Source organism: Burkholderia vietnamiensis LMG 10929 (assembly GCF_000959445.1).
In the GTDB taxonomy this organism is placed as follows: domain Bacteria; phylum Pseudomonadota; class Gammaproteobacteria; order Burkholderiales; family Burkholderiaceae; genus Burkholderia; species Burkholderia vietnamiensis.
Window position 1 is genome coordinate 2718623 of the sequence record NZ_CP009631.1, and the last position, 22384, is coordinate 2741006.

The 22384-nt window shown below is 68.0% G+C and carries 21 protein-coding genes; 7 read left to right on the forward strand and 14 right to left on the reverse strand.

What is annotated here, in order from left to right:
• Positions 1-20: 20 nt before the first annotated feature.
• From AK36_RS22260 to AK36_RS22275, 4 genes are all read right to left on the reverse strand, one after another.
• Positions 21-2255 (reverse strand): RelA/SpoT family protein, encoded by a 2235-nt coding sequence (locus AK36_RS22260; protein WP_011884547.1) that lies wholly within the window; start codon positions 2253-2255, stop codon positions 21-23.
• 39 nt (positions 2256-2294) lie between these two features.
• Positions 2295-2648, reverse strand: coding sequence for a RidA family protein (locus AK36_RS22265; RefSeq protein WP_011884545.1), 354 nt, complete (start codon positions 2646-2648; stop codon positions 2295-2297).
• 81 nt (positions 2649-2729) lie between these two features.
• Complete coding sequence (locus tag AK36_RS22270) at positions 2730-3626, reverse strand: alpha/beta fold hydrolase (protein ID WP_045579486.1); 897 nt, start codon at positions 3624-3626, stop codon at positions 2730-2732.
• A gap of 129 nt (positions 3627-3755) precedes the next feature.
• Positions 3756-4661, reverse strand: a complete 906-nt coding sequence (locus AK36_RS22275; RefSeq protein WP_045579210.1) for a LysR family transcriptional regulator — start codon at positions 4659-4661, stop codon at positions 3756-3758.
• Between the two features lie 137 nt (positions 4662-4798).
• Here AK36_RS22275 and AK36_RS22280 point away from each other — a divergent pair, with 137 nt between their 5' ends.
• From AK36_RS22280 to AK36_RS22290, 3 genes are read left to right on the forward strand one after another with little or no spacing between them, the layout of a single operon-like run.
• Positions 4799-5356 carry an ester cyclase gene (locus AK36_RS22280; RefSeq protein WP_045579211.1) on the forward strand — a complete coding sequence of 186 codons (558 nt, stop codon included), beginning with the start codon at positions 4799-4801 and terminating at the stop codon, positions 5354-5356.
• A 17-nt stretch (positions 5357-5373) separates the two neighbouring features.
• On the forward strand, positions 5374-6396 hold the full coding sequence (locus AK36_RS22285; protein ID WP_045579212.1) for a polysaccharide deacetylase family protein: 1023 nt from the start codon (positions 5374-5376) through the stop codon (positions 6394-6396).
• Between the two features lie 37 nt (positions 6397-6433).
• Complete coding sequence (locus AK36_RS22290; RefSeq protein ID WP_045579213.1) at positions 6434-7147, forward strand: SDR family oxidoreductase; 714 nt, start codon at positions 6434-6436, stop codon at positions 7145-7147.
• A gap of 94 nt (positions 7148-7241) precedes the next feature.
• On the opposite strand, the gene AK36_RS22295 is transcribed toward AK36_RS22290, so the two are convergent.
• Both AK36_RS22295 and AK36_RS22300 read right to left on the reverse strand, forming a co-directional pair.
• Positions 7242-7883: a CoA transferase subunit B gene (locus AK36_RS22295; protein ID WP_011884536.1), complete on the reverse strand. Its 642-nt coding sequence runs from the start codon at positions 7881-7883 to the stop codon at positions 7242-7244.
• Position 7884: 1 nt separating this feature from the next.
• Positions 7885-8589, reverse strand: coding sequence for a CoA transferase subunit A (locus tag AK36_RS22300; protein ID WP_011884535.1), 705 nt, complete (start codon positions 8587-8589; stop codon positions 7885-7887).
• Between the two features lie 223 nt (positions 8590-8812).
• Between AK36_RS22300 and AK36_RS22305 the strand changes: the two genes are divergently transcribed.
• The gene (locus AK36_RS22305; RefSeq protein WP_011884534.1) at positions 8813-9358 is read left to right on the forward strand and encodes a PAS and helix-turn-helix domain-containing protein; all 546 of its coding nucleotides are present in this window, start codon (positions 8813-8815) and stop codon (positions 9356-9358) included.
• Positions 9359-9459: 101 nt separating this feature from the next.
• On the opposite strand, the gene AK36_RS22310 is transcribed toward AK36_RS22305, so the two are convergent.
• Together AK36_RS22310 and AK36_RS22315 are read right to left on the reverse strand one after the other, a co-directional pair.
• Entirely contained in the window at positions 9460-9891 is a 432-nt protein-coding gene (locus tag AK36_RS22310) for an acyl-CoA thioesterase (protein ID WP_014722899.1), read from the reverse strand.
• Between the two features lie 32 nt (positions 9892-9923).
• Entirely contained in the window at positions 9924-10700 is a 777-nt protein-coding gene (locus AK36_RS22315) for an SDR family oxidoreductase (RefSeq protein WP_011884532.1), read from the reverse strand.
• Positions 10701-10875: 175 nt separating this feature from the next.
• Between AK36_RS22315 and AK36_RS22320 the strand changes: the two genes are divergently transcribed.
• The gene (locus tag AK36_RS22320; RefSeq protein ID WP_045579214.1) at positions 10876-12549 is read left to right on the forward strand and encodes an electron transfer flavoprotein-ubiquinone oxidoreductase; all 1674 of its coding nucleotides are present in this window, start codon (positions 10876-10878) and stop codon (positions 12547-12549) included.
• Between the two features lie 109 nt (positions 12550-12658).
• Here the strand turns inward: AK36_RS22320 and AK36_RS22325 are convergent, their stop codons facing one another.
• The gene (locus tag AK36_RS22325; protein WP_011884530.1) at positions 12659-13606 is read right to left on the reverse strand and encodes a dihydrodipicolinate synthase family protein; all 948 of its coding nucleotides are present in this window, start codon (positions 13604-13606) and stop codon (positions 12659-12661) included.
• A 44-nt stretch (positions 13607-13650) separates the two neighbouring features.
• Positions 13651-15237 carry a PfkB family carbohydrate kinase gene (locus tag AK36_RS34380; RefSeq protein ID WP_080938722.1) on the reverse strand — a complete coding sequence of 529 codons (1587 nt, stop codon included), beginning with the start codon at positions 15235-15237 and terminating at the stop codon, positions 13651-13653.
• Between the two features lie 241 nt (positions 15238-15478).
• On the opposite strand from AK36_RS34380, the gene AK36_RS22335 reads away from it, so the two are divergent.
• Positions 15479-16549 (forward strand): LacI family DNA-binding transcriptional regulator, encoded by a 1071-nt coding sequence (locus AK36_RS22335; RefSeq protein WP_045579488.1) that lies wholly within the window; start codon positions 15479-15481, stop codon positions 16547-16549.
• A 69-nt stretch (positions 16550-16618) separates the two neighbouring features.
• On the opposite strand, the gene aroC is transcribed toward AK36_RS22335, so the two are convergent.
• The 3 genes from aroC to AK36_RS22350 form a co-directional block, all read right to left on the reverse strand.
• Positions 16619-17719, reverse strand: a complete 1101-nt coding sequence (gene aroC / locus AK36_RS22340; protein ID WP_011884526.1) for a chorismate synthase — start codon at positions 17717-17719, stop codon at positions 16619-16621.
• Positions 17720-17966: 247 nt separating this feature from the next.
• Positions 17967-19901 carry an MFS transporter gene (locus AK36_RS22345; protein WP_011884525.1) on the reverse strand — a complete coding sequence of 645 codons (1935 nt, stop codon included), beginning with the start codon at positions 19899-19901 and terminating at the stop codon, positions 17967-17969.
• 136 nt (positions 19902-20037) lie between these two features.
• Positions 20038-20493, reverse strand: a complete 456-nt coding sequence (locus AK36_RS22350) for a CBS domain-containing protein (protein WP_011884523.1) — start codon at positions 20491-20493, stop codon at positions 20038-20040.
• Between the two features lie 157 nt (positions 20494-20650).
• On the opposite strand from AK36_RS22350, the gene AK36_RS22355 reads away from it, so the two are divergent.
• A complete protein-coding gene (locus AK36_RS22355; RefSeq protein ID WP_011884521.1) occupies positions 20651-20968 on the forward strand; it encodes an Mpo1-like protein in 318 nt (105 codons plus the stop codon).
• Positions 20969-20989: 21 nt separating this feature from the next.
• Here AK36_RS22355 and AK36_RS22360 read toward each other — a convergent pair whose 3' ends face one another.
• The gene (locus tag AK36_RS22360) at positions 20990-22321 is read right to left on the reverse strand and encodes a YihY family inner membrane protein (protein ID WP_011884518.1); all 1332 of its coding nucleotides are present in this window, start codon (positions 22319-22321) and stop codon (positions 20990-20992) included.
• Positions 22322-22384 lie beyond the last annotated feature (63 nt).

Sequence of the window (22384 nt, forward strand, 5' to 3'; positions counted from 1 at the left end):
CGCGATCATGTGCGGCCGCGTCATGCCTTGCGTCCGGCCCGCACGACGCCCTGCACTTCGCCGAGCAGCGTGCATGCGCGCTGCACCTGCGCGGCATTCGACACCTCGACCGTGAACTGCATGAACGCCGTGTTGCGGCGGCTCTGCGTCTTCACGCCGACCACGTTCATCTTCTCGCGCGCAAAGACTTCCGAAATGTCACGCAGCAGCCCTTGCCGGTCGCTCGCCTCGATCATCAGATCGACCGGATAGACGGACGCGCCGCGCCCGCCCAGCACGTCCGCAGACCACGTCGTCTGCAGCACGCGCTCGGGCGCGCGCTCGGCCATCCGCACGAAGGTCGGGCAGTCGCTGCGGTGAATTGACATCCCCTTGCCGCGCGTCACGAAGCCGCTGATCGGGTCGGGCGGCGCCGGGCGGCAGCAGCGCGCCAGCTGGGTCAGCAGCGCATCGACGCCGACCACCAGCACGCCGGTCGATGCACCGTGCGCGACGCTCGCGCCGCTGCTGCGCTTCTCGAAGTCGGCGGGCGCCTCGGGCGCGTGCTCGGGCGGCGGCGCATCGGACAGCGCCTGCTCGATGTTGCGCAGGCTGAATTCTTCCTTGCCGACGACCGAAAACAGATCGTCGGGCGACTTGAAGCCGAGCTTCGCGGCGAGATTGTCGAGGTTGACCGACGTCTTGCCCTCGCGCTGCAGCGTCTTTTCGACGAGCGCGCGCCCGTGCGCGATGTTTTCTTCCTGCTCGATCGAGTTGAACCACGCGCGCACCTTCTGCCGTGCGCGCGAGCTCTTCAGGTAGCCGAGCTGCGGGTTCAGCCAGTCGCGCGACGGCCCGCCCTCCTTCACCGCGACGATCTCGACCGTCTGGCCGTTCGCGAGCGACGTGTTGAGCGGCACCATCGCGCCGTCGACACGCGCGCCGCGGCAGCGATGGCCCAGCTCGCTGTGCAGGTGATAGGCGAAGTCGACCGGCGTCGCGCCCTGCGGCAGCGCGATCACGCGCGCCTGCGGCGTCAGCACGTAGATGTGGTCGTCGTCGAGCGAGGTCTCGCGCAGCTGCGCCCACGCCTGATCGCCGGACACTTCGCCGCCGTCCTCGACGTCGTCCTTCCACGCGAGCAGCTGGCGCAGCCACGCGATCTTCTCGTCGTACTTGTCGCTCGCCGAGAACTGGCCGCCGTAGCCGCGCACGCCGGCTTCCTTGTAGCGCCAGTGCGCGGCGACGCCGTACTCGGCGAAGCGATGCATTTCCTGCGTGCGGATCTGCACTTCGAACGCACGGCCGTCGTCGCCGATCACGACCGTGTGCAGCGACTTGTAGCCGTTCGGCTTCGGCCGCGAGATGTAGTCGTCGAACTCCTTCGGCACCGGCTGCCACAGGTGATGGACGATGCCGAGCACCGTGTAGCAATCCTTGATGTCGGGCACGATCACGCGGAACGCGCGCACGTCGTACAGCTCGGAGAAATCAAGCTCCTTGCCGCGCATCTTGCGCCAGATGCTGTAGATGTGCTTCGGCCGGCCGCTCACGTCGGCCGGGATATGCGCCTGCGCGAGCTCGTGCTGCAGCCGCTCGATCGCCTGTGCGACGTACGCCTCGCGCTCGATGCGCTTCTCGTCGAGCAGCTTCGCGATGCGCTTGTAGGTGACCGGATCCTCGAAGCGGAACGCGAGATCCTCGAGCTCCCACTTCAGTTGCCAGATGCCGAGACGGTTCGCGAGCGGCGCGTAGATTTCGAGCGTCTCGCGCGCCACGTCGGGCGGCGGATCGGCCTTCGCGGCCGCGTAGTAGCGCAGCGACTGCAGCCGCGACGCCAGGCGAATCAGCACCACGCGGATGTCCTGCGCGAACGCGAGCAACATCTTGCGCAGCGCCTCGATCTGCGTGCGCCGCTGTTGCGCGGCGTCGCGCCCGGCGTCGGGCATCGCGTTCTGCGCCGCGCGCAGGCTGACGGTGCCGAGCCGCAGCAGCTTGCGCACATCGGCGACGAGCCGCGCGACCTCTTCGCCGAAGCGCTCGGTCAGCTCGCGTTCGGGGTCGCTCAGATGCGGCGTCAGCACGAACAGCGCGGCCGCCTGCATCGCGTGCGGATCGACGTTCAGCGTGCGCATGATCGACGCGGTGCCGGCCGAGTGATCGGCAAGCAGCTCGCCCGTCGACAGGCGCGCGGCGCCGGCCCGCTCGCGCACGAACGCGAGCACGTCGTCGAACGACGGCGCCGCGACGGAAGAAGCGGAAGCGGATTCGGTCATCGCACGGCCCGGGATATTGCGGTCATCGTGATGCTTCGCTCAGCTCCGCTGGGCGGCGACGACGACGATCTCGACGAGCACCGCCGGATCGGCGAGCTTCGCTTCGACGGTCGCGCGCGGCGGCGTATTGCCCGCCGCGACCCACGCGTCCCACTCGGCGTTCATGCCGTCGAAGTTCGCGAGATCGGAGATGTAGATCTGCACCGACAGCAGATGCGCCTTGTCGCTGTTCGCTTCGGCGAGCAGGCGGTCGATGTGGCCGAGCACTTCGCGCGTCTGGCCGCGGATGTCCTGCGTGGTGTCTTCGGCGATCTGGCCGGCCAGGTACACGGTACCGTTGTGGATCGCGGTTTCGGAGAGACGGGCGCCGACGTGGTGACGAATGACTGCCATGAAATGTTCCGGTCGTGTGAATGGGTGAACAAGTGGCGACGACGCGGCCCGCGCGCCGCCGAACCGCATATTATGACGCGTTTACGCGGCGCCTTCGACGAAAAACCGGCGGGCAAGCGCGATCTGCTCCGCGCTGACGAACGCCGGCGCATGGCCCGCGCCCGGAATCTCGACCTGCGTCACGTGCCGGCCGCGCCGCACCATCTCGGCTACCGTGTCGCGCGACAGCAGGTCCGACGTTTCGCCCCGCACGACGAGCAGCGACGCATCGGTCGCTTCGATCGCGTGCCACAACGCCGCTTCGCCGGCCGCGGCCAGCTCGGGCGTGGTCGCCTTGAACGGCTCGGCGATGCGCGGGTCGTAGCGCATCGTCCAGCCGCCGTCCGGCAGCTCGCACAGCAGCGGCTCGTTGATCTCGCGCCATTCGTCGGCAGTCAGCGCGCCGAACGGCAGCGACAGCGACGTCAGGTAGTCGACGCCTTCCTGGCACGTGGCGAAGCGCGGCTGCACGCCGAGGTATTCGCCGATGCGCACGAGCGAGTCGGGCTCGATGCGCGGCCCGACGTCGTTGACGATCATCCTGCGCAGCGGCGCACCGGGCAGCCCCGCGAGCGCGATGCCGATCAGCCCGCCCATCGACGTGCCGAACCAGTCGACCGACTCGACGTCGAGCCGCGCGATCAGCGTCACCATATCCGCCACGTACTGCGGGATCGTGTAGAACCGCGGGTCGGCCAGCCGGTCCGAGCGGCCGCGCCCGACCACGTCGGGGCACACGACGCGATAGGTATCGGACAGCGCGGCCGCGAGGCGATCGAAGTCGCGCCCGGAACGGGTCAGGCCGTGCACGCAGACCAGCACGCGCGCATTGGCGGGATCTCCCCATTCCGTATACGCGACGTGGTGCAGGCCGACCGCGCTCGCACACTGCACGCGACGCTGGCGGGGAACCGGTGGATTCGCTGAAATGATGGGCATCGTGAGCATCCTGTCGAGCGTGGGCGGCGCGTGCCGGCCGGTGCGAACGATTGTAAACCGCTTCGCCGCGGCGGCGCGTCGCGCAAGCCGCGACCCTCGCGCGCATCGCTCGCCCCGCCTCGGCTCCGCTCACGCGCCGCGCTGCCACGCGTCGCGCAACTGCTCGCGCAGGAACTCGACGAAGGCGCGCACGCGCAACGGCACGTGCCGGCCGCCCGGATAGACGGCATGCAGCGGCGCGGCCGGCGCCGCGAACGCCGGCAGCACGCGCACGAGCGTGCCGGCGTCGAGATCGGCGTCGACGTCCCAGATCGACTTCAGCGCGATGCCCGCGCCTTCGAGCGCGAACGACCGGGCCGCCCCGCCGTCGTTGGTGAGCAGCGCGGCCGTGACGTCGACGGCCACGCTGCCGTTGGCGCCGTCGAACCGCCATTCGGTGCGCGGCTGATCGCCGAGCACGATGCATCGGTGTGCCCGCAGGTCGGCCGGATGGGCCGGCAGCCCATGCGTCGCGACGTAGCTCGGCGCCGCGCACAGCACGCGGTGATTCGGCGCCAGCTCGCGCGCGATCATCGTCGAATCGGCCAGGCTGCCGATCCGGACGGCCACGTCGATGTCCTGCGCGAGCAGGTCGACGATCGTGTCGGTGAGCATCAGCTGCACGGTCAACGCCGGATGCTGCCGCTGGAACGCCGCGACCAGCGGCACGATCCGCACGCGGCCGAGCTCGCCGGGCGCCGTCACGCGCAGCATCCCGTTGACCGTGCCGCGCCGGTCGCTCATCAGCGTTTCCGCCCGCTCGATTTCGGCCAGGATGCGCAGCACCTGGGCGTGAAACTGCGCGCCGTCGTCGGTCAGCGTCTGCTGGCGCGTGGTCCGGTGCAACAGCCGCACACCGAGCCGCGACTCCAGATGCGCGAGCCGCTTGCTGACCACCGACAGCGACAGGTCCAGCTCGCGCGCCGCCGCCGACAGGCTGCCGGCCGACACGATGCGCGCGAAGGTCTCGAGCGCGGGGAGATCGTCGATCAGCATCGGCGCCCTCGTTTCGCCGTAACCTTTCCTTTTTTCGAATAATCCATTCGTGCCACGCCCGTATTTGCATGAAGAACGGAAACCTACCATACCTGTTCCGCGTCGTCGCACGACGCTGCACACAGGACCCAATCACCATGCCAATCCGTCTTTCTTCCGTCGCGCGGCCGCTCGCACGCGCGCTCGCCGCGGCCGCGTGCGTCGCGGCGCTGGCGCCTGCCGCCGCCCATGCGGCGAGCCTCGTCGAGCCGCACGGCCTGATCGTCGCCGCCGATGTGCCGGCCGCGCAGGCACGCGCGCAGATCCTCGCCGCGCGCCGCTACGTCACGTTCTGGGATGCCGGCGACGCGGCCCTCGCGCAGGCCGCGCTCGCCGCCGATTTCACCGACCGCACGTTGCCGGCCGGCCGCGAACAGGGCATCGCCGGGCCGCTCGCCGCGTCCAGAACGATGCGCACTGCGATCCCGGACCTGCATTGCGACATCGAACAGATGATCGTCGCCGGCGACCGGGTCGTCGTGCACCTGCACTTTCGCGGCCATTTCTCCGGCACCTTCAACGGAACGGCCGGGAGCGGACAGGCCATCGACTTCATCGCGACCGACATCTACCGGGTCGATTACGGCCGGATCGCAGAGAACTGGCATATCGAGGACAACCTGACGCTGATGCGTCAGCTCGGGCTGGTCGGCTAACGGAGCAGGAGCACACGATGACGCACGAACCATCGAATCAGGCGCAACCTTCGCCGCGCCGCACCTTTCTCGCCCAGGCTGGCGCCGGGCTCGTGGCCGGCGTCGCGGCCGCCACGGGCGCGTCCAGCGCGGCCGCGGCCGCAACGCCACAGGGCCCGCGACCGGCCGCGGCCGATGCGCCGGCCGGCACCTTCTGGCCGGACGGCATCCGGCTCGTGATCTCGATCTCGATGCAGTTCGAGGCCGGTGGACAACCGCCCAAGGGCGCGGACAGCCCGTTCCCGCCGGTCGAGTTCCCGCCGTCGGTGCCGGCCGACCTCGCGTCGGCGACGTGGTTCGCGTACGGCTACCGTGAAGGCATTCCGCGCCTGCTCGACCTGTGGGACCGGCACGGCGTGAAAGTCACGTCGCACATGATCGGTGAAGCCGCACGCCGCCATCCCGAGCTGGCGCGCGAGGTCGTGTCGCGCGGCCACGAGGCGGCCGCACACGGTCCGACCTGGCGCTCGCAGTTCGCGATGAGCCGCGACGAAGAGCGCCGCTTCCTCGTCGAGGCTCGCGACATGGTCGAAGCGGTCACGGGCCAGCGCCCGGTCGGCTACAACTGCAACTGGCTGCGGCGCGGCCCGCATACGCTGCCGCTGCTGCAGGAGCTCGGCTACCTGTATCACATCGACGACGTCAGCCGCGACGAGCCTTTCATCGAGACGGTCGGCGGCCGCGACTTCGCGGTCGTGCCGTACACGCTGCGCAACAACGACATCCTGCTGATCGAAGGCCGCAATTATTCGCCGACGAAGTTCGTCGAGCAGATCAAGCTCGATTTCGACCAGCTGTACGCGGAAGCCGGACAGCGACGGCGCCTGATGTCGATCAGCGCGCACGACCGGATCAGCGGCACGCCGCAGATGGTCCGCGCATGGGACACGTTCCTCGATTACGCGCGCTCGCATCCGGGCGTCGCGTTCATGCGCAAGGACGACATCGCGCGCTTCGCGCTGCGCAGCCCGGCAACGTTGCGCGAAACCGAAACGATCTGACCGGATCGCCCTCTCCCCTCACTTCGGAAGGACCAGCATGAACGATTCACTCAGCGGCAAGAAAGTCCTTGTCGTCGGCGGCAGTTCCGGCATCGGCGCCGCGGCCGCGCATGCATTCGCGCAACGCGGCGCGGTCGTGACGATCGCCTCGCGCCACCCCGAGCGGGCCGGCGCGGCGGCCGCGCCAGGCGCTGCGGTGCGCGGCGAAGCGCTCGACATCACCGATACGGCAGCCGTCGACGCGTTCTGCGCGCGCACCGGGCGCTTCGACCATGTCGTGATCTCGGCCGCGCAAACGGCGACGGGCCCGGTGCGCACGTTGGCGCTCGCCGATGCGCAGGCCGCGATGGACAGCAAGTTCTGGGGCGCCTATCGCGTCGCGCGTTCGATCGACATCGCGCCCGGCGGCTCGCTGTCGTTCGTGTCGGGGTTCCTGAGCGTGCGGCCGAGCGCGTCGTCGGTGCTGCAAGGCGCGATCAACGCGGCGCTCGAGGCGCTGGCCCGCGGGCTGGCGCTCGAGCTGGCGCCGGTGCGCGTGAACACGGTGTCGCCGGGCCTGATCGCGACGCCGCTGTGGAACAAGCTCGCGCCCGACGCACGCGACGCCATGTACGCCGGCGCCTCGCAACGCCTGCCCGCACGCCGCGTGGGCCAGGCCGAGGACGTCGCGAACGCGATCGTCTACCTCGCGACGACGCCGTTTGCGACCGGCTCGACGGTGCTGGTCGACGGCGGCGGCGCGATCGCGTGATCGGCTGACCGCCCGATCGATGCCTCGATGGCAAGACGCCCCGCGTTCCGTGGCGGAACGCGGGGCGTCGATGGCCGACGGAGTCAGACCTTGCTTATGCGACCGCGCTCACGTCGAGCGGCGCGCCCGTCTTGGCCTGGATTTCGTCGACGCCGACACCGTCGGCGAGCTCGAGCACCTTCAGGCCGTTCGGCGTCACTTCGATCACGCCGAGATCGGTGATGATCAGGTCGACCACGCCGACACCCGTCAGCGGCAGGTTGCATTCCTCGAGGATCTTGTGCTGGTCGCCCTTCGCGACGTGCTCCATCAGCACGACGACGCGCTTCACGCCCGCGACGAGATCCATCGCGCCGCCCATCCCCTTGATCATCTTGCCGGGGATCATCCAGTTCGCGAGATCGCCGTTCTTGCTGACCTGCATCGCGCCGAGGATCGCGAGGTTGATGTGGCCGCCGCGAATCATCGCGAACGAATCGGCCGACGAGAAGATCGACGAGCCGGGCAGCGTCGTGACGGTCTGCTTGCCGGCGTTGATCAGATCGGCATCGACCTCTTCGTCGGTCGGCGACGGGCCGATGCCGAGCAGGCCGTTCTCCGACTGCAGCCACACTTCGACGCCGGCCGGCACGTGGTTCGCGACGAGCGTCGGCAGACCGATGCCGAGGTTCACGTAGAAGCCGTCCTGCAGTTCCTTCGCCGCGCGCGCGGCCATCTGGTCACGATTCCAGGCCATGTCAGTCTCCTTTCGCGCGTACGACGCGTTGTTCGATGCGTTTTTCGGGCGTCGCGTTCAGCACGATCCGCTGCACGAAGATGCCGGGCGTATGGACCTGGTCGGGATCGAGCGCGCCGTTCTCGACGATCTCCTCGACCTCGGCCACGGTGATCTTGCCGGCCATCGCGCACATCGGGTTGAAGTTGCGCGCGGTGCGGCGATAGATCAGGTTGCCCGACTTGTCGGCCTTCCATGCCTTCACGAGTGCGACGTCGGCGGTCAGCGACGGCTCGAGCACATAATGGCGATCGCCGAACTGGCGCGTTTCCTTGCCCTCGGCGATCACGGTGCCGTAGCCGGTGTTCGTGAAAAATGCCGGGATGCCGGCGCCGCCGGCGCGCAGCTTCTCGGCGAGCGTGCCCTGCGGCGTGAATTCGAGCTCGAGCTCGCCGGCCAGGTACTGGCGCTCGAACTCCTTGTTCTCGCCGACGTACGACGAGATCATCTTCTTGATCTGGCGCGTTTCGAGCAGCAGGCCGAGGCCGAAACCGTCGACGCCCGCGTTGTTGCTGATGCAGGTGATGCCCTTGACGCCGGAGTCGCGCAGCGCCGCGATCAGCGCCTCGGGGATCCCGCACAGGCCGAAGCCGCCGACCGCGAACGTCTGTCCGTCGCGGACGATCCCTTCCAGCGCGGCAGCCGCGCTGGGATAGACTTTGTTCATCTGTATGTCCCTTCCTCTATGGAAACCAGCAAAACCGGTTCACGCGCCGACTGGCCCGCAAGCCCGCCGCACTCATTCTATGCATGCACGGCGTGGCCTGCGCGAGGCGCGCTGTTTTTATGTCGCGACGAAGCGCCACGAGATGCCGGCAAGGGTACGATGCGGCGCGGATGCGGCACAATACGCAAAACTACATAAGCATTTGCCTCCGCTGCCCCGCGCCATGCCCGCACTCGATTACCAGACTGCCTTTCACCTCGCGCCGCTCGGCCTCGTGATGTCGCGCGACCGCGTGATCGAGGACTGCAACGACGCACTCGCGGCGATCTTCCGCTGCGCGCGGACCGATCTGATCGGCAAGTCCTACGAAGTACTGTATCCGTCGCCGGACGAATTTCAGCGCATCGGCGAGCGCATTTCGCGCGTGATGGTCGCGAACGGCACGTACGGCGACGACAGAATCATGAAGCGCGCGGACGGCGAGCTGTTCTGGTGCCACGTGACCGGCCGCGCGCTCGATCGCACCGCGCCGCTCGCCGTGGGCGTATGGACCTTCGAAGACCTGAGCGCGACGCGCCGCGTGGCGGTCGAGCTGACGCCGCGCGAGCGGGAGATCGCAGCCCAGCTCGCGACCGGCAAGACCAGCAAGCAGATCGGACGCGTGCTCGACATCAGTTCGCGCACCGTCGACATCTACCGTGCGCGGCTGATGCGCAAGTACGGCACCAGCAATACGCCGGAGCTGCTGCAACGCCTGCTCGGCCAGTAGCCGCTGCACGCAAACGCAATCGGCCGCGCGAGGCGGCCGATTCCGGCAGGCACGGGTATAGCTGCACACCCGCATCGGCGCCGCGGCGCCGGCTTCGACGTTCAGTCGACCTTGGCGGCGAGCGCGCGCTCGATCGTGTCGCGCAGCAGCTGCGGCAGCGGCACCGACTTGCCGAGCGCATAGTCGACCCACACGCAGCGCGCGTTGCCGCGCGCATACACATGCTGCGGATCGTCCGCACGCGAGAGCTCGAAGCCGGTGTCGAAGCTGCTGCGGCCCGGTTTGGCGGCCGACATCCGCGCGATCACGTCGCCCGGATAGTGCAGTTGCTTCAGGAATTCCATCGACGCCGTGACGACCACGGGCCCCTGTCCCTCGCCATTGCCGCCCGCGATGCCGAGTTGCTCGAACCACGAGATCCGCGCCTGTTCCATGTAACGGAAGTAGACCGTGTTGTTCACGTGGCCGAACGCGTCCATGTCGCCCCAGCGGATCGGCATCGACATTTCAAATACGCGGGAATATTCGCTCATTGCACTCTTCTTCGTTACTGGATGGCATCCGCTCACGCGAGGCCGAAGCCGTCGTCGGCGGAGATGATCGAACCGTTGATGAACTGCGACTCGTCGGCCGCCAGCAGCAGCAACAGCCCGTCGAGATCCTGCGGCTTGCCGACGCGCCGGCGCGGCAGCATCGACTGCAGCTTCTGGCCTTGTTCGGTTTCCCACAGGTAGTGATTGATTTCGGTGTCGATATAGCCCGGGCAGATCGCGTTCACGTTGATCCCGTGACGCCCCCATTCGAGCGCCATCGCCCGCGTCATCTGCACGACGGCCGCCTTGCTCATCGCGTACAGCCCGATCTGCGGAAACACGCGCAGCCCGGCCACCGATGCGATGTTGATGATCCGGTACGGCGGCTTGCCGTTGCCGTTCGCGCGCATCATCATGCGCTTCGCGACTTCCTGCGCGACGAAGAATGCACCGCGCGTGTTGGTGTCGAACACGAACTCGAAATCGGCCGGCGTCACGTCGACGAGCTTCTGCATCGTCGATACACCCGAATTGTTCACGAGGATGTCGATCGTGCCGGCTTCCGTCTCGGCGTGCGCAACGGCTGCCTTGATACTCTGCACGTCGGTCACGTCGAGCGACACGACATGCGCGGCGCCGCCCTCCGCCTCGATCTCGGCGCGCAGTTCCTTCAGGCGCTCGACCCGGCGGCTCGCCAGCACGACCTTCGCGCCGGCCTGCGACAGCACCTGCGCGAAGCGTTGCCCGAGGCCGCTCGATGCGCCGGTAACCAGCGCGACCTTGCCTTCCAGATTGATCGATCGACCCATTGCACATCCCCTTTCGATGTCGTTTGCCGCGGCGGATGCCCGCTCGAGCAGCATAACCCTAGCACAGAAAATAGAACGATCGTGCTAATCTAGCGCCGCGCTGTTGCGGCAAGCGTTTCGTTTCGCAGACAATACGCTCCCGAATAAAAGCATTCTAACGGTTAGAGGAACGCCAATGACCCCCGCAAGCCTCATCGAGCAATACGGCCCGCGCGAATCGATGGAATACGACGTCGTGATCGTCGGCGGCGGCCCCGCCGGGCTGTCGGCGGCGATCCGGCTCAAGCAGCTGGCCGCCGAGAAAGGCGCCGAGATCGGCGTGTGCGTGCTCGAGAAGGGTTCCGAGATCGGCGCGCACATCCTGTCGGGCGCGGTGATGGACCCGCGCGCGATCACCGAGCTGTTCCCCGACTGGAAGGAACGCGGCGCGCCGCTCACCGTCGAGGTGACCGAGGACCGCTTCCTGTTCCTGTCCGAGCAGAGTGCGGTCACGACGCCGAACTGGGCGTTGCCCGACAACTTCAAGAATCACGGCAACTACGTGATCTCGCTCGGCAACGTCACGCGCTGGCTCGGCACGCAGGCCGAAGCGCTCGGCGTCGAGATCTTCCCCGGCTTTCCGGCCGCGGAGATCCTCTACAACGACGACGGCTCGGTGAAGGGCGTCGCCACCGGCAACATGGGCGTGGGCAAGGACGGTGAGCCGACCGAGAACTTCCAGCTCGGCATGGAACTGCACGCGAAGTACACGCTGTTCGCCGAAGGCTGCCGCGGTCATCTCGGCCGCCAGCTGATCTCGAAGTTCAAGCTCGACGCGAACGCCGATCCGCAAGCGTACGGGATCGGCATCAAGGAGCTGTGGGAAATCGATCCGGCGAAACACAAGCCGGGCCTCGTGATCCACACGGCCGGCTGGCCGCTGAAGTCGGACACCTACGGCGGTTCGTTCCTGTACCACATGGACAACAACCAGGTCGTGGTCGGCTTCGTGGTTGGGCTTGGCTACGCGAACCCGTACCTGTCGCCGTTCGAGGAGTTCCAGCGCTACAAGACGCATCCGTCGATCCGCGCATTCCTCGAAGGCGGCAAGCGCGTGTCGTACGGTGCACGCGCGATCACCGCGGGCGGGCTGCTGTCGCTGCCGAAGACGGTGTTCCCGGGCGGCGCGCTGATCGGCGACGATGCGGGCTTCCTGAACGCATCGCGCATCAAGGGCAGCCACGCGGCGATCAAGACCGGCATGCTGGCCGCCGACGCGGCGTTCGATGCGGTGCAGGCCGGCCGCCAGTCGGACGAGCTGAACGCGTACCCGGACGCGTTCCAGCAGTCGTGGCTGTACACCGAGCTGTACCGCGCGCGCAACTTCAAGCAGTGGATGGCGAAGGGGCTGTATCTCGGCACGCTGATGGTCGGGCTCGAGCAGAAGGTGATGGGCGGCAACGTGCCGTGGACGCTGCACCACAAGCATGCGGACCACGAGATGCTCAAGCCCGCGTCGCAATGCACGCCGATCGAATATCCGAAGCCGGACGGCAAGCTGACGTTCGACCGGCTGTCGTCGGTGTTCATCTCGAACACGAACCACGAGGAGAACCAGCCGGCGCACTTGACGCTGAAGGATGCGAGCGTGCCGGTGAACGTGAACCTGCGCACCTACGCTGGGCCGGAGGGACGGTTCTGTCCGGCGGCGGTATACGAGTTCGTGAAGAACGACGACGGCAGCGACCGCCTCGTGATCAACGCGCAGAACTGCGTGCACTGCAAGACCTGCGACATCAAGGACCCGACGCAGAACATCGTGTGGGTCACGCCGGAAGGCGGCGGCGGGCCGAATTATCCGAACATGTAAGCTGCCGGAAGACGCCGCATCGCGCGGCGTTTTTTTTCGTCGGTACGACGTCCGCGGGTCGCGAGCGCGCGCGGGGGCGATGCCTCGCGCGCGCACTGCTGCCCGCCCGTCAGAGCGCTGCGATTCTCCGACGGAAATGCTCGGTCCCCGCGACGATCTTGTCGAGCACCGCGTCGAGCGCCCAGAACCGCTCGCGTACGTCGTAATCGATTACGCGGCAGCGAATCGACTCGAAGGTGCCGATCCGCTGGTGATAGATTTTCGCGAGCGCCGGATAACCCAGCGCTTCGGACACCGCCGACACCACCAGGAACGTCGCCAATTCTTCGGCGAGCGCCGGATCCGAATCGCCCTGCGTGCGCAGCCACTGATACAGATCGGGATGGAAGTTGGTGAACACGCCGTTGAAGCCGGCGGATCCCGCCTTCATCGCATCCCATGCGATTGCGGCGTTCGCGTTCAGCACCTTCAGCGGCGACCCGGCGGCGAGCGCCACGCGCCGCTTCACCGTTTCCAGGTCGCAGCTCACGTCCTTGAGCATCACGAAGCGGCCGGTATCGATGCACGCACGCAGCTCGTCATCGGAGAGCAACCGTCGATAAGGCGCCGGACATTCGTACAGGCCGAGCGGCAGATCCGACGGCAGCCGGGCGAGCAGCGCGTGAAGATGGTCCAGAAACGCGGCGCTGCCCTTGCGTTGCGGATCGAGATGGTTCGTCACGAGCACGACGCCCTGCGCGCCCGATTCGGCCGCCGCGCACAGCTCGGCAACCTGCGAATCGAGATCGTCGCTGATATGGCCGGACGCGACGACGGGCACGCGCCCGGCCACCCGATCGACGACGAAACGCGCGAGTTCCGCCCGTTCGGCCAGACTCAGGAATTGCATCTCGCTCGACTGCGCGACCGCGAACAGCGCATCCGAGCCGTGCGCCAGATACCACTCGATGAGTCGCTCGAGCCCGGCATAGTCGATCGCGCCGGCATCGTCGAACGGCGTCAGCATCACCGGCACGATCCCCTCGATGGCCGCGGTCGACTGCTGATGGTGTTGCATCTTTTTCTCCTTGCTTCAGTAAATACGCGGTGTGGCCGCGACGCTCAGGCCGGCAGCGGTCCGGGCGCGGCGCTGGCCGCCTGCTCGGGAATCGGCTTGCGCACCAGCAGCAGATAGGCCATCGCACCGGCGAACGCGATCGCCGCGGCCGTCAGGAGCGCCGGCACGAACGACCACTTCTGCGCGATGACGCCCGTCAGGATCGGCGCGAGCGCACCGCCGATGAAACCGCCGAAATTCTGGATCGCGCCGAGCGATGCCACGCGGCTCGGCGGCGCGGCGGCCGTCGCGAGCGCCCACGAACACGCGGATGCCGCATTCGCGAGAAAGATCACGACCGAAATGCATGCGAGCGCAACGGTATTGCTCTGCACGAGCGCGGCGGGGATCGTGAACGCGACCATCCCGAGCATCGCGACGACCACTGCATTGCGCCGGCTCACGACCGGCGAGCGGCTGCGGCGCGTAACGAAATCGGACAGCCAGCCGGCGACGAGCGAACCGACGAACCCGCACAGGAACGGCACCGACGCCGCAAACCCGGTGCGAATGAGGCTCATGTGACGCTCCATCGTCAGGTATCCCGGCAGCCACGTCAGATATACCCAGTTCAGATACACGGAGCCGAAGAAGCCGATCAGCATGCCCCACGTCGTGCCGTGCGAGAACAGGCTGCGCCAGTCGGCGAAAGTCAGCTTCGGCGCGGCGGCGGCGGTCTGCGCGTCGGCATCGAGATACCCGCGTTCCACCGCGCTCAACTGCGCGCGCGCCGGATCGCGGTAGAGCGCGAACCAGACGACGGCGACGACGAGACCGAGCGCCCCGGTCGCGACGAACGCCCACCGCCAGTCGAACGACGCGACGAGCACCGTCGTATCGACGGCCGTCACTGCCAGCGCCGGGTGGCGGCCGTTGCCCGCGCTGCCGCGCCAGCAGACGCCGCGCGCGCCGAGCGTGACCAGCACATTGCCGGCGCCCTTCGCGTGCAATGCGTCTGCGGCGCGCACTGCCGAGGCGTCGTCGCCGACCGTGATGCCGGTCAGCGACTCCGCTTCCGTTTCGTTGACGACGAGGTACTCGAGCCGCGCCAGCAACGCGTCGGACAGCGGCCGCGCGGGCGCAGGATTGAGCAGCACCGGCGTGCCGCAGGCGCGCGCACGGTCGATCGCGCGCACCACGGTTTCCATCGGCACCTCGAGCTGGCACACCATCAGCGCCGCGCCGGCGATCGCGTCGCGCGCCGCGTCGATCGTTGCGGCATCGAGGCGCGCGTTCGCACCGGGCACGACGACGATACTGTTCGCCCCGCTCGCATCGACCGTGATCGTCGCGACGCCGGTTGCTGCGCCGTCGATCCGGTGTACGTGCGTCAGGTCGATGCGTTCTGCCGCAAGCGCGTCGTGCAGGCGCGCGCCGAACGCATCGTTGCCGACGCAGCCGATCATCGCGACCGAGGCGCCCAGGCGCGCGGCCGCCACCGCCTGATTCGCGCCCTTGCCGCCGGAGACCGTCCGAAACGCGGTGCCGAGCAGCGTTTCGCCCGGCACGGGCAGCCGCGGCGCGTGCGTGACGAGGTCGACGTTGAGGCTGCCGACGACCGCGATTCTGGGGAATTCAGCGTGGTCTTTCATGCAATGTAACCGCTTACATTTGCGACGGATAAAATCGCCGAACGGGCCGGCGTCGACGAAAAATTTGCGGTGATGCGATTCGAAGATGTGTCTGACATAATGCGGGCTGGCATCAAGATAGCGCTTACATTCTCACAGGCAGCACGCGAGATGCAAGCACGACCACGACGAACCGAGGGTAAACGATGGCACTTTGGACCACCTGCACATGGCGCGCCGCGCCGGCGGCCGCGAGCCGCCGATGAGCACGCCCTCTTCCGGCGGCGGCGCGGCGCGCGCACGCCGCGGCAGCGGCCGCTCGGTGCTCGGGGACGTCGCGAAACTCGCCGGCGTGTCGACCGCGACCGTCTCGCGCGTGTACAACGATCCCGGCAAGGTGTCGGCCGACGTGCAGCAGCGCGTGCGCGACGCGGCGCGCACGCTGAACTGGATCCCCAACGCGGCCGGTCGCGCACTCGCGTCCACGCGCACCCACATTACGGGCGCGATCATCCCGACGCTCGACGACCAGGTGTTCGCGTCCCAGGTCGCCGGCATGCAGGCGGTCATGGCCGAGCACGGCATCACGCTGTTCCTGGGCTGCTCGAATTACGATCCGGCGCAGGCGCTCGCGCAGGTGCGTGCGATGCTGTCGCGCGGCGTCGAAGCGGTGTCGCTGGTCGGTGAAGCCTATCCGGCGGAAGTCTTCGAACTGCTCGACCTGCATCGGGTGCCCTATGTCGTCACCTACGCCTACCGCGACGACAGTCCGCATTGCTGCATCGGCTTCGACAACCGCGCGGCCTTCGCTCGGCTCACCACGCATCTGCTCGACCTCGGCCATCGCGATTTCGCGATCATCATGCAGCCGTCCGCGGACAACGACCGCGTGCAGGCGCGCCTGCGTGGCATTCACGAGACGCTGGCCGCTCGCGGCCTCGCGGTGCGGCCAGTCCATCAGCACGAGGGGCCGGCGACGATCGCGTTCGGGCGCGCGAGCCTGCGCACCATTGCGGACAGCGGGCCGACGCGCCCGACGGCCGTGATCTGCGGCAACGATGCGCTGGCGCTGGGCGCGCTGCTGGAGGCGCAGGCGATGGGCATCGCGGTGCCGGCGGAACTGTCGATCACCGGTTTCGACGACGTTGCGCTCGCCCGCGAAATCCGGCCGGCCCTGACGACGATGTGGGTCGACACCGATGCGATCGGCCGCAAGGCCGCGCGTGCATTGCTCGACGCGCTCGAGCATGGCGCAGTCGGGCCCGGTTGCGCGGTGCTGCCGGAGCTGCGGGTGCGTGAATCGGCCGCGCCGCCGCATTCCGAGGCCCCATGAAAACGGGGCGCCCCAGGCGCCCCGCTTCACCTCGCATCGAGCGCGCCGGCGGCTGCCGGCGCCCCCGTATCAGGTCGCGCTGCCGGCGATCTTCGGCGTCGACGTCTCGACGTCGCCGCACTGCGCGCGATGACGCAGCGCATGGTCGATCAGCACCAGCGCGAGCATCGACTCGGCGATCGGCGTCGCGCGAATGCCGACGCACGGATCGTGGCGGCCGAAGGTCTCGACGATCGCTTCTTCGCCGGCCTTCGTGATCGAGCGGCGCGGCGTGCGGATGCTCGACGTCGGCTTGATCGCGATCGACACGGTGACGTCCTGCCCGGTCGAAATCCCGCCGAGCACGCCGCCCGCATGGTTGCCGACGAAGCCGGCCGGCGTCAGCTCGTCGCCGTGCACCGACCCGCGCTCGGCGACGCTGGCGAAGCCCGCACCGATCTCGACGCCCTTCACCGCGTTGATGCTCATCATCGCCTTCGCGATGTCGGCGTCGAGCCGGTCGAACACCGGCTCGCCCCAGCCGACCGGCACGCCCGACGCGACCACGTCGATGCGCGCGCCGATCGAGTCGCCGTCCTTGCGCAGTGCGTCCATGTACGCCTCGAGCTCCGGCACGATCGCCGCATTCGGCGCGAAGAACGGGTTCTCGCGCACGTGCGACCAGTCGACGAACGGCACGTCGATTTCGCCGAGCGCGCTCATGCAGCCGCGCACCTCGACGCCGAAGCGCTCGCGCAGCCACTTCTTCGCGACCGCGCCCGCGCCGACGATCGGCGCGGTGAGACGGGCGGACGAACGGCCGCCGCCGCGGTAGTCGCGGATGCCGTACTTCTGCCAGTACGTGTAGTCGGCATGACCGGGGCGGAACGTCTCGACGATGTTGCCGTAGTCCTTGCTGCGCTGATCGGTGTTGCGGATCAGCAGCGCGATCGGCGTGCCGGTCGTCACGCCTTCGAACACGCCCGACAGGATCTCGACTTCGTCGGCCTCCTGGCGCTGCGTCACGTGCCGCGACGTGCCGGGCTTGCGGCGGTCGAGCTCGGCCTGGATGTCGGCTTCGGTGAGGCTCATTCCCGGCGGGCAGCCGTCGATCACGCAGCCGATCGCGGGACCGTGCGATTCGCCGAAGGTCGTGACAGTGAAAAGCGTGCCGAGGGTATTGCCGGACATGATGGAACCGCCCAAAGAGAAATGACGCAAACCGATGCGCTGCCGCAACCGCTGGCGCGCCGATCGTTTGCCGGTCGAGAAAATGAGGTAAACCGCTATTATGCCAGCCGTCCCGCGCGCGCGGGACGCCGGGCGGTTCGGCGCGCATGCGCCGGCCGCGGATACGGCGCGGCATGCGCGGGCGCGTGCGGCCAACCGGTAGCGCGCCCGCCGTCACGGCCGCGCGCTCACCGACGGCGCGCCGCCCCTACTTCCGCGCGCCGCGCAGCTCGGTCACCGCGGCCTGCAGCGCCTGCGGCGTGGCGACCGACGCCGCCATCGGCTCGCCGACCGCGAGCGTGAGCCGGCTCATCACGCCGCGCTTGATCGGCCGCGGCATCCGCGCATCGGTATGGCGCGAGAAGTAGCTGCCCCACAGCCCGCGCAGCGCCATCGGAATCACCGGCACTGGCCTGCGCGTGAGGATCTCGGTGATCCCGTGGTGGAACGTGTTGATGTCGCCCGTCTTCGTCAGCTTGCCTTCCGGGAAGACGCACACGAGCTCGCCGTCCTTCAGCGCAGCCTCGCACGCGTCGTACGCGCGCGCGAGCATGTCCGGATCCTCGTGGCGCGGCGCGATCGGAATCGCCTTCGCGTGCCGGAACACCCAGCTCGCGAACCGCGTCTTGAAGATCCGGTGATCCATCACGAAGCGGATCGGCCGCGGGCTCGCCGCGGCCAGCACGAGCGCGTCGACGTAGCTGACGTGATTGCACACCAGCACGGCCGCGCCGTCGTCGGGAATCCGCTCCGCATGCACGAGGCGGATCCGGTAGAACGTATGCACCAGCACCCATGCGACGAAGCGCAGCAGGAACTCGGGCACGAGCAGGTAGATATACGTCGCGACCGCGACGTTGAGCAGCGCGGTCACGAGAAACAGCCCGGGGATGTCGACGCCCGCCTTGGTCAGCCCCATCGCCATCAACGCCGACAAAATCATGAACAGCGCATTGAGGATGTTGTTCGCGGCGATGATGCGCGCTCGATGGGTCGGCGCGCTGCGGCTCTGGATCAGCGCATAGAGCGGCACGCTGTAGAAGCCGCCGAACATCGCGAGCAGGAACAGGTCGGCCAGGATGCGCCAGTGGCGCGCGCCGGCCAGGAATTCGCCGACCGACAGCAGATGACCGGGCGACGGCATGGCATGGCTCGCGAAGTACAGCTCGATCGCGAACACGCTGATGCCGATCGAGCCGAGCGGCACGAGCCCGATCTCGACGCGGCGCTGCGACAGCCGCTCGCACAGCAGCGAACCGAGGCCGATCCCGACCGAGAACGTCGCGAGCAGCACGGTGACGACGTCGGGGCTCGCGGACAGCACGTCCTTCGCGAAATTGAAGAACGACGTGAGGAAGGTCGCGCCGACGAACCACAGCCACGAGATGCCGAGCAGGCTCAGGAATACGGTGCGGTTCTGTCGCGCGAGCGCGAGGTTGCGCCAGGTTTCGCTGAACGGGTTCCAGTTGATCACGAGATCGGGCTGCGGCGCGGGCGTCGGCGGCACGCGCTGCGCGACGAGGCGCCCTGCCAGCGCGATCGCGACGACGCTCACCGCGAGCACGCGCTCGCCGCTGCCTTCGATGCCGGCGGCCGCGCCGCCGATGATCGTGCCGATCAGGATCGCGACGAACGTGCCCATTTCGACGAGGCCGTTGCCGCCGACGAGCTCGTGCTCGCCGAGATGCTGCGGCAGGTACGAATACTTGACCGGGCCGAACAGCGTCGAGTGCATCCCCATCATGAACGTGCACAGATACAGCAGCGCCGCACTGTGCGTGACGAAGCCGGCCGCGCCGACGAGCATCAGCACGATCTCGAAGGTCTTCACGAAACGCGTGAGCGTCGCCTTGTCGTACTTGTCGGCGATCTGGCCGGAGGTGGCCGAGAACAGCACGAACGGCAGGATGAAGATCGCGGAAATGAGGAACGCGGCCGTCTTCGCGTCGACGCCGGAAAAGCGTGCGGTGTGATACGTGACGAGCGACGTGAAGCCGATCTTGAACACGTTGTCGTTCAACGCGCCGAGGAACTGCGTCGTGAAGAACGGCGCGAAACGGCGCTCGCGCAACAGGTCGAACTGCGATGCGTGGGCGCGCCGTTCGCCGCGCGTCGCTGAAGAGACTTGCGTGTGATCGCTCATGCGGAATACGCGCGCATCGTCTGGGCGAAGCTGCGCGGGCCTCGTGTTGTCGTTGAAAAAACGGCGGCGCAGGCTGAACCTGCGCCGCCGCGCGCCGAATGGCAGCGCCCGCGTGCGATGCACCGGGCGCGACGTGTCACGGCTTCTGTGCTTCGGCTTCCGATTCCGGCCAGTCGCGGATGTAGGCCTTCAGCATCCGGTTCTCGAAACTCTGCGCCTCGACGACCGTCTTCGCGACGTCGTAGAACGAGATGACGCCCATCAGCACCTTCTTGTCGAGAACCGGCATGTAGCGCGCGTGGCGCTCGAGCATCATCCGGCGCACTTCGTTCACGTCGGTCTCCGGCGTGCAGGTGAGCGGCTCGTCCATCACCTTGCGCACCTGTACGTCGCCGATCGCGCCGCCGTTCACGTGCAGGCGCTGGATGATCTCGCGGAACGTGAGCATCCCGACCAGATCGCCGTACTCCATCACGACGAGCGAGCCGATGTCGTGCTCGGCCATCGTATCGACCGCTTCGCGCAGCGGCTTATCGGGCGTCACGGTAAACAACGTGTTGCCCTTCACTTTCAGAATATCGCTGACGCGCATCGTGGTTCCCTCGAGCTTGAATGCAAATCCGCTTTCGATCCTATCGGAAAGCCTGTCAAAAGGAAAGCGCAGGGGTAAGGCGCAGGGCCGCGCGGCTTGCGGCCGCCGGCGGCCCGCCGCACAATGGCGCCATGAACGGCGACCCGAGGAGACGGCCATGGCGCATACGCATTCGGAACAATTCGCCAGCTTCGCTGATTTCTATCCGTATTACCTGAACGAACACCAGAACGCGACGTCGCGGCGGCTGCACTTCATCGGCTCGCTCGGCGTGATCGGCTGTGTCGCGATGGCGGTCGCGACCGGTCGCTGGCCGTGGCTGCCGGCGGCCGTCGTGTGCGGTTACGGCTTCGCATGGATCGGGCACTTCTTCTTCGAGAAGAACCGCCCTGCCACGTTCCGGCATCCGGTCTACAGCCTGATGGGCGACTGGGTGATGTTCAAGGACATCTGCGTCGGCAAGATCCCGCTGTAACGCACGCCTTCCGGCGCGGCGTCACGCCGTTTTCGGCGGACGCGCGTGCGGGTCGGGCACCGCGCCGGCGAGCGAGCCGGACGCCGGCGCGGCCGGCTGCGCGCCATCGGCCGCGCGCGCGGCGATCAGCGACGCGAGCGACACGTCGAAGCGATCGTTCGACAGCACGTCGAGCAGCGCCGCGCCTTCGACGTGGCTGCTACGCCGCTGCAGCTGATAGGTCAGCTCGGTCCGGTCGATCACCAGCACGTCGAACAGCTGCGCGAGCGTCAGACGATCGGGGTTCGCCAGCAGGATGTAGCGCGGCGCCTGGTCGCCGCCCTCCAGCCGCGCGATCCATTCGCGCTCCTCCATCGTCAGCAGCAGCCGCTGCGCGGTCTCCATGTCGCAGCGCAGCATGGTCGCGAGCCGCGGCGCCGTGCAGCCCGGCCTGCCGGCCGCGCGCGCCTCGGCGAGCCGCGCGAGCAATTCGAGCGCGTCGAGCAGATCGCTGCCCGGATAATGGATGCGATGAAACTGGCCGACACGGATCGCCGGCAGCGCGGACGCGACCATCGCGCCGAGCAGCGCGATGAACCAGCTCAGGTACACCCACAGCAGGAACACGGGCAGCGCCGCGAACGCGCCGTAGACGGCCGTATAGGTCGGAATGCGCCGCACGTAATAGCCGAAGCCGCGCTTCGCCAGCTCGAACGCGACGGCCGCGAACAGGCCGCCGATCACCGCGTCGCGCCACGCGACCGTGCAGTTCGGCAGGTACACGTACAGCAGCGTGAACGCGAGCACCGTGAGCGGCAGCGACGCGAGCGCGAGCAGCCATTCGATGATCGACGTCGACGGCGCGGCGCCGGTGAACGCCAGCGACTGCGTGAACAGATACGACGACAGCGACAGGCTCACGCCGAACAGCAGCGGCCCGAGCGTGATCAACGCCCAGTACGCCAGCACGCGCTGCGCGAACGGCCGCGGCTTGCGCACGCGCCAGATCAGGTTGAACGCGGACTCGATGGTCATCATCGTCATCACCGACGTGACGACCAGCACGATCAGGCCGGCCGTCGTCAGCCCCTTGGCCTTGGCCGCGAACTGGTTCAGGTACTTGAAGATCTGCACGTTGAACTGCGCGGGCATCAGGTGATCCGCGAGGAAGCCCTGCAGCGAGATCTGGAACGACGCGAACATCGGGAACGCGGTGAACAGCGCGAACGCGACCGTCACGAGCGGCACGAGCGCGAGCATCGTCGTGAACGTGAGGCTACCCGCGACCTGCGGAATGCGGTCCTCGGCGCTGCGCCGCGCGGCGAACTGCGCGAGACGCTTGAGGGTGTCGAGATCGACGGCCAACTTCGGCAAACGTTTTCTCCTTGTCGATGCCGCGCGCCCGGCGGCGCGCGCCGCCGCCGCGCTGCGCGACGA

Bases quoted from the DNA above. Each gene is read 5' to 3' on its own strand.
- AK36_RS22260 (WP_011884547.1), bottom strand. From the start codon at position 2,255: ATGACCGAATCCGCTTCCGCTTCTTCCGTCGCGGCGCCGTCGTTCGAC.
- AK36_RS22265 (WP_011884545.1), bottom strand. From the start codon at position 2,648: ATGGCAGTCATTCGTCACCACGTCGGCGCCCGTCTCTCCGAAACCGCG.
- AK36_RS22270 (WP_045579486.1), bottom strand. From the start codon at position 3,626: ATGCCCATCATTTCAGCGAATCCACCGGTTCCCCGCCAGCGTCGCGTG.
- AK36_RS22275 (WP_045579210.1), bottom strand. From the start codon at position 4,661: ATGCTGATCGACGATCTCCCCGCGCTCGAGACCTTCGCGCGCATCGTG.
- AK36_RS22280 (WP_045579211.1), top strand. From the start codon at position 4,799: ATGCCAATCCGTCTTTCTTCCGTCGCGCGGCCGCTCGCACGCGCGCTC.
- AK36_RS22285 (WP_045579212.1), top strand. From the start codon at position 5,374: ATGACGCACGAACCATCGAATCAGGCGCAACCTTCGCCGCGCCGCACC.
- AK36_RS22290 (WP_045579213.1), top strand. From the start codon at position 6,434: ATGAACGATTCACTCAGCGGCAAGAAAGTCCTTGTCGTCGGCGGCAGT.
- AK36_RS22295 (WP_011884536.1), bottom strand. From the start codon at position 7,883: ATGGCCTGGAATCGTGACCAGATGGCCGCGCGCGCGGCGAAGGAACTG.
- AK36_RS22300 (WP_011884535.1), bottom strand. From the start codon at position 8,589: ATGAACAAAGTCTATCCCAGCGCGGCTGCCGCGCTGGAAGGGATCGTC.
- AK36_RS22305 (WP_011884534.1), top strand. From the start codon at position 8,813: ATGCCCGCACTCGATTACCAGACTGCCTTTCACCTCGCGCCGCTCGGC.
- AK36_RS22310 (WP_014722899.1), bottom strand. From the start codon at position 9,891: ATGAGCGAATATTCCCGCGTATTTGAAATGTCGATGCCGATCCGCTGG.
- AK36_RS22315 (WP_011884532.1), bottom strand. From the start codon at position 10,700: ATGGGTCGATCGATCAATCTGGAAGGCAAGGTCGCGCTGGTTACCGGC.
- AK36_RS22320 (WP_045579214.1), top strand. From the start codon at position 10,876: ATGACCCCCGCAAGCCTCATCGAGCAATACGGCCCGCGCGAATCGATG.
- AK36_RS22325 (WP_011884530.1), bottom strand. From the start codon at position 13,606: ATGCAACACCATCAGCAGTCGACCGCGGCCATCGAGGGGATCGTGCCG.
- AK36_RS34380 (WP_080938722.1), bottom strand. From the start codon at position 15,237: ATGAAAGACCACGCTGAATTCCCCAGAATCGCGGTCGTCGGCAGCCTC.
- AK36_RS22335 (WP_045579488.1), top strand. From the start codon at position 15,479: ATGAGCACGCCCTCTTCCGGCGGCGGCGCGGCGCGCGCACGCCGCGGC.
- aroC (WP_011884526.1), bottom strand. From the start codon at position 17,719: ATGTCCGGCAATACCCTCGGCACGCTTTTCACTGTCACGACCTTCGGC.
- AK36_RS22345 (WP_011884525.1), bottom strand. From the start codon at position 19,901: ATGAGCGATCACACGCAAGTCTCTTCAGCGACGCGCGGCGAACGGCGC.
- AK36_RS22350 (WP_011884523.1), bottom strand. From the start codon at position 20,493: ATGCGCGTCAGCGATATTCTGAAAGTGAAGGGCAACACGTTGTTTACC.
- AK36_RS22355 (WP_011884521.1), top strand. From the start codon at position 20,651: ATGGCGCATACGCATTCGGAACAATTCGCCAGCTTCGCTGATTTCTAT.